The sequence below is a fragment of the Protofrankia sp. Cj5 genome (assembly GCF_917627405.1).
Lineage (GTDB): Bacteria > Actinomycetota > Actinomycetes > Frankiales > Frankiaceae > Protofrankia.
Genome location: NZ_CAKJTO010000117.1, coordinates 9,454 through 14,556 on the forward strand (window position 1 = coordinate 9,454; position 5,103 = coordinate 14,556).

The following is a 5,103-nucleotide window of genomic DNA, read 5'->3' on the forward strand; positions in this document are numbered from 1 at the left end:
GGGTGTTGTCGGTGGGGTTCTCCCCAAACGGAACCATGATCGCCTCCGGGGGTGACGACCGCACGGTCCGACTGTGGGACACCACCACCGGCCGTGAGCTGCGCACCCTGACCGGCCACACCAGCTCGGTGCGGTCGGTGGGGTTCTCCCCCAGCGGCTCCATGATCGCCTCCGGGGGTGACGACCGCACGGTCCGACTGTGGGGCACCACCACCGGCCGTGAGCTGCACACCCTGACCGGCCACACCGGCCCTGTGGGGTCGGTGGGGTTCTCCCCAGACGGAACCATGATCGCCTCCGGGGGTGACGACCGCACGGTCCGACTGTGGGACACCACCACCGGCCGTGAGCTGCGCACCCTGACCGACCACACCGGCTCGGTGTTGTCGGTGGGGTTCTCCCCAGACGCCACCATGATCGCCTCTGGGGATGGTGATGGCACGGTCCGGCTGTGGGACACCACCACCGGCCGTGAGCTGCGCACCCTGACCAGCCACACCGGCCCGGTGTGGTCGGTGGGGTTCTCCCCAAACGCCACCATGATCGCCTCCGGGGGTGACGACCGCACGGTCCGACTGTGGGACACCACCACCGGCCGTGAGCTGCGCACCCTGACCAGCCACACCGGCCGGGTGTTGTCGGTGGGGTTCTCCCCAGACGGAACCATGATCACCTCCGGGGGTGGCGACCGCACGGTCCGGCTGTGGGACACCGCCACCGGCCGTGAACTGCGCACCCTGACCAGCCACACCGGCCGGGTGCGGTCGGTGGGGTTCTCCCCAGACGGAACCATGATCGCCTCCGGGGGTGATGACGGCACCGTCCGACTGTGGGACACCACCACCGGCCGTGAACTGCGCACCCTGACCAGCCACACCCGCTCGGTGTTGTCGGTGGGGTTCTCCCCAGACGCCACCATGATCGCCTCCGGGGGTGATGATGGCACCGTCCGGCTGTGGGACACCACCACCGGCCGTGAACTACGCACCCTGACCAGCCACACCCGCCCGGTGTTGTCGGTGGGGTTCTCCCCAGACGCCACCATGATCGCCTCCGGGGGTGATGATGGCACCGTCCGGCTGTGGGACACCACCACCGGCCGTGAACTGCGCACCCTGACCGGCCACACCAGCACGGTGTGGTCGGTGGGGTTCTCCCCAGACGGAACCATGATCGCCTCTGGGGGTGGCGACGGCACGGTCCGGTTGTGGGACACCGCCACCGGCCAACAAATCGCGACCGTCATCGGCGTTCGGGATGGGTGGGCGGTGCTGCTTACGGGCGGCTCGTACAAGCTGGTCGGTGAGCCGGCCGGCTCCTTCTGGTGGGTGATCAAGAACGTCCGGTTCGAGCCCGGCGAGCTGGACGGCTACGACCCCACCGTCCGGCGCCTTGCGCCAGACGCGCCGCTGCCCCTACCCGCCGGTTAGCACCCCGTCGCGCCCCGGTAGCCCGGCCCGGCCCACGGCCGTCCCCAGTAGCTCCGCCCGATCCACGGCCCTCCCGCGGGGGCGGTATCTTCCGCTCGCGCTGACGGCGGCGTCCGAGTCCCACGGTAGGAGCCGGCTCAGCTGTACATCAGGGACCCCGGGGTGGTGAGCGGCTCGCCGGTCTCCAGCCACGTCTTCAGACCCGACAGGATCATCGGCCAGCCGCCATAGAGCTCCTCGTTCGCGCCCTCGCGCAACTGGTCGTGGGTGACGGTCAGGCGGCACGAGTCGCCGCCGATCGGTTCGATCTCCCAGGTGATTCTGGAAGTGCCCTCACGTTTCACCTCGTCGCTCCAGAGCATGGTTGCGCTCTGGACGAGCCGGCGCGGCGGGTCGATCTCGAGGTTCTCCCCCTCGCCGAGCGGACCGGGAGCGCCCGGAGCACCCATCTCGTAGCGCGAGCCCGGTGCCCAGTCCGAGATGACCCTCGCACCGAAGTTGTACTTACTCCTGATCTCGGGATCGGTGATCGCTTCCCACAGCCGCTCCGGGGTGGTGCGGATGTAGATTTCGAAAACCTTCTCCATGGCATTCTCCAATCGCTGCTTGATGCCACTGAGTGCGGCGGCCCAGGGCTCGGCGTACTTGCTCACCCACCGGTCGTGGACGAGCCGGATCGGGACCGGGTTCAGGAAATGGAGCTTCTCTCGCCCGCGCCGCCTGGTGACCACCAGGCCCGCCTCCTCAAGCTGCTTGAGGTGCTTCATCACGCCGAAACGGGTGATGTCGAACCGCGCCTCGAGCGCGCTCAACGTCTGCCCGTCCTCGCGGAAGAGCTCGTCGAGCAGCGCCCGCCGCGTCGGATCAGCCAGCGCTCTGAACACCGCGTCCACGCCCTCGAACATAGGTGACCATTTAGTCACCTGTCAACAGATGATCGCGCCGCGCGGTGGAGCCGTACTGGCCTGACTCGGCCGACTCCCGCCGCTTCAGACGCAGGCGTTCACGCGGGCCTGCCCCGCGCCGGCTTCGGCGGGCGGGGCAGGCTGGCGTTGATCGTCAGTGGGCGAGCGGGCGTGCCAGTGGGCGAGCGGGCATCAGCGTGCGAGCAGTGCGTCGAGCTTGGTGAACGAGCTGCTCCAGCCCTCGCGTGTCATGTTTTCCATCTTCTCGGTGAAAGGGCCCTGACGCAGCACCAAGCGGGTCTTGCCGCCCTCGTCGTGGAACTCCAGGCGCATGTACATCTGGGCGATCCCCTCGAAACCAGGAATACCCTCCACCTCCTCGGTACCCACGAGGAGTTCGTTCTCGACGACCTCGGTGAACGTCGCGTTGACCGGCGAGCGCATGGTCGGGTCATCGTCGCTGACCATTACCAACCGCTGATAGCCGCCTACCCGGGCGTCGACCTCGACGCTGTCGCGGGGCACAGAAAACCCCACCGGGCCGAACCACTGCGCGATCTGATCGGGGTCGACGAACGCCCGGTAGACGAGCTCCCGGGGCGCGTTGAAGATCCGGGTGATGACCAGTTCGTTGGTTGCCGGGGAATCTGCCATGGCGCTGTTCCTCTCTCGCTTACGTGACTTACGGATGGCTGATGCCTGGGTGACGTCATGTCACTGCTGTTGCTGGTCCTGTTGCTGTTCCTCCGCGGATGGCGCCTGCGCTTGCTGGATGTGTCGAAGGTGCGCGTCGAGCCGCTCGAAGTTTGCATCCCAGAACTGGCGATAGCGCTCCATCCACGTTGCGGCCTCCTGCAACGGCCCGGCGGTGAGAGCGCTCGAGCGCCACTGGGCCGTCCGACTTCGAGAGATCAGCCCAGCCCGCTCGAGCACCTTGAGGTGTCGGGAGATCGCCGGCAGGCTGATCGAGAAGGGCTCAGCCAGCTCCGTGACGGTCGCGTCCCCCTCCGCCAACCGGGCCAGGATCGCCCGCCGGGTCGGGTCCGCCAGCGCCGCGAAGATCGTACTGAGTCGATCAGCTGCCATCGTATTTCACCCTGACGTTAATTAATCGATGCGTTAAACGTAGAACCGGGGCCGCCGCGCAGTCAAGCGCCGGCTGCCCGCAGCCACACGCGCTGATCGACGTGGACGATCCGTGACGAGTTCGCCGACATACGCAAACCGTGACCGTCGTCGACAGAGACCACCGCCGCGACGTCCACCACCGGTGAGCCGCCCTGCCAACTGCTGGCCCGCATGCCCAAGGCGGTGCTCGGACGCGCCCTGGAAACAGGCCGCCGCTCTACGTCCAGATCCGCTGCCACCAGGACCACACACGGTCGCTTGCTCGTCGTCGCGTCCTCCCACCCGGTTGGCATACCTACATAATGTAGGTACATTCGGGGAGTGGAGACCATCGGGCTGCGGGAACTGAACCAGAACCCATCGAAGGCGGTGGCACGGGTGCGTGCCGGTGTTTCGATCCTCGTCACAGACCGCGGTAAGCCGATTCTGCGCATGGTGCCCGAAGTCGAAAACCCGGGCACCCTGGCGCAGATGGTCGCCGTCGGCGAAGCCAGGGCGCCTGCCGAGCGAGGCATGCCGGACGTGGTCCCCGATCTGGCACCCGGCGTCGAGAGCCTGGCCGACCTTCTCGTCGCCGACCGCGACAGGGAACGACACCGTTGATCTACCTGGACGCCTGTGCCCTGTTGAAGTTCATCAAGCAGGAGAGGGAGACCGAAGCCCTGCGGGCTTGGCGCCGAGCGCTCCCGGGCGGAGCCGAGTTGGTCACCAGCGAGCTGGCCACGCTCGAGATCACCCGTACTCTGGTGCGCGCGTGCGCGGACGTCCAACGCGTCCCTTACCTCACCGGGCTGGCCCTGCGCGGTGTGTATGTCGTGGATCTCTCCAGTGCCGTGCTCGCCCGCGCCGTGGCCTACCGGCTCCGGCAGCTGGGATCACTCGACGCGATCCACCTGGCCACCGCTGACCCGTTTCGCACCGAACTGACGGATTTCGTCACCTACGACCAGGAATTGGCGGCGGCTGCCACCGACCTCGGCCTTCCGGTGAGCGCACCATCATGAGGCCGGCTCCGCACCCTGATCCTGCGGGACTTGGACACCAGGTCGACATGACGGCCGGCGATCTTATCCAGATCATCTCGAAGGTCGACGATCTCGAAGCCAAGAGTCGAGTCGGGCGCCAGCACATACAGCAGGTCGACGTCCGATCCATCGATATCGTCACCGCGAGCCACCGAGCCGAAGACGGACAGCTCGGCGACACCGTAGCGCCGGCACACCTCAGCGATCTGGCTGTCACGAAGATCGACAGGCACGTAGCCATTATCCCCGTCGGACAGCCACAACGGCACGGCTCAGGTCCTGCCTTCGCCCGGCATAGGCAGAACCCTCCAAGCCGCCGGACCCGCACCATATTCCCTACCGGCCGAGTGGAGAACCCGGAGCGGAGCGGCCTGGTCAGGTGAACCGCAGGACCAGACGGCCTCGGCTCCGGATTGGTCTACCCTGACTCCGCCAGCAGGTGCGGGCAGATCAGAAGGGGGGACGTCGTGTCCGAGGCGTTGATGAGTACGGCGGTTCGCTTGGGCTCATCGTTGGACGCGTTGGCGGCATTGGCCGCCCATGTGCGCATAGAGACCGAGAATCTGCCGGCCGATCCGCGGGTACGTGCATTGCTGGCCGACATCGCCGTCGAAC

At 67.2% G+C, this 5,103-nt stretch carries 8 protein-coding genes; 3 read left to right on the forward strand and 5 right to left on the reverse strand.

The window, feature by feature from the left end; genetic code table 11:
* The coding region (locus tag MJ777_RS19455) for a WD40 repeat domain-containing protein (RefSeq protein ID WP_370652776.1) at positions 1-1,430 on the forward strand (1,430 nt) is incomplete at its 5' end.
* A gap of 137 nt (positions 1,431-1,567) precedes the next feature.
* On the opposite strand, the gene MJ777_RS19460 is transcribed toward MJ777_RS19455, so the two are convergent.
* The 4 genes from MJ777_RS19460 to MJ777_RS19475 all read right to left on the reverse strand — a co-directional run bounded on the left by MJ777_RS19460 (position 1,568) and on the right by MJ777_RS19475 (position 3,756).
* On the reverse strand, positions 1,568-2,323 hold the full coding sequence (locus tag MJ777_RS19460; RefSeq protein ID WP_239346223.1) for an SRPBCC domain-containing protein: 756 nt from the start codon (positions 2,321-2,323) through the stop codon (positions 1,568-1,570).
* Between the two features lie 204 nt (positions 2,324-2,527).
* Positions 2,528-2,989, reverse strand: coding sequence for an SRPBCC domain-containing protein (locus tag MJ777_RS19465; protein ID WP_239377365.1), 462 nt, complete (start codon positions 2,987-2,989; stop codon positions 2,528-2,530).
* A gap of 60 nt (positions 2,990-3,049) precedes the next feature.
* Positions 3,050-3,421, reverse strand: coding sequence for a helix-turn-helix transcriptional regulator (locus tag MJ777_RS19470; protein ID WP_239313816.1), 372 nt, complete (start codon positions 3,419-3,421; stop codon positions 3,050-3,052).
* Positions 3,422-3,483: 62 nt separating this feature from the next.
* Positions 3,484-3,756 (reverse strand): hypothetical protein, encoded by a 273-nt coding sequence (locus MJ777_RS19475; protein ID WP_239377366.1) that lies wholly within the window; start codon positions 3,754-3,756, stop codon positions 3,484-3,486.
* A gap of 28 nt (positions 3,757-3,784) precedes the next feature.
* Between MJ777_RS19475 and MJ777_RS19480 the strand changes: the two genes are divergently transcribed.
* A complete protein-coding gene (locus tag MJ777_RS19480) occupies positions 3,785-4,066 on the forward strand; it encodes a type II toxin-antitoxin system Phd/YefM family antitoxin (protein ID WP_239313819.1) in 282 nt (93 codons plus the stop codon).
* On the forward strand, positions 4,063-4,467 hold the full coding sequence (locus MJ777_RS19485) for a type II toxin-antitoxin system VapC family toxin (RefSeq protein WP_239377367.1): 405 nt from the start codon (positions 4,063-4,065) through the stop codon (positions 4,465-4,467). The genes MJ777_RS19480 and MJ777_RS19485 overlap by 4 nt, the downstream gene beginning before the upstream one ends.
* Here MJ777_RS19485 and MJ777_RS19490 read toward each other — a convergent pair.
* Complete coding sequence (locus tag MJ777_RS19490) at positions 4,404-4,721, reverse strand: nucleotidyltransferase family protein (protein WP_239377368.1); 318 nt, start codon at positions 4,719-4,721, stop codon at positions 4,404-4,406. The genes MJ777_RS19485 and MJ777_RS19490 overlap by 64 nt on opposite strands.
* Between the last annotated feature and the right edge of the window lie 382 nt (positions 4,722-5,103).

Coding starts and splice junctions, on each gene's coding strand:
- MJ777_RS19470 (WP_239313816.1), bottom strand. CDS start 3,421: ATGGCAGCTGATCGACTCAGTACGATCTTCGCGGCGCTGGCGGACCCG.
- MJ777_RS19475 (WP_239377366.1), bottom strand. CDS start 3,756: ATGCCAACCGGGTGGGAGGACGCGACGACGAGCAAGCGACCGTGTGTG.
- MJ777_RS19465 (WP_239377365.1), bottom strand. CDS start 2,989: ATGGCAGATTCCCCGGCAACCAACGAACTGGTCATCACCCGGATCTTC.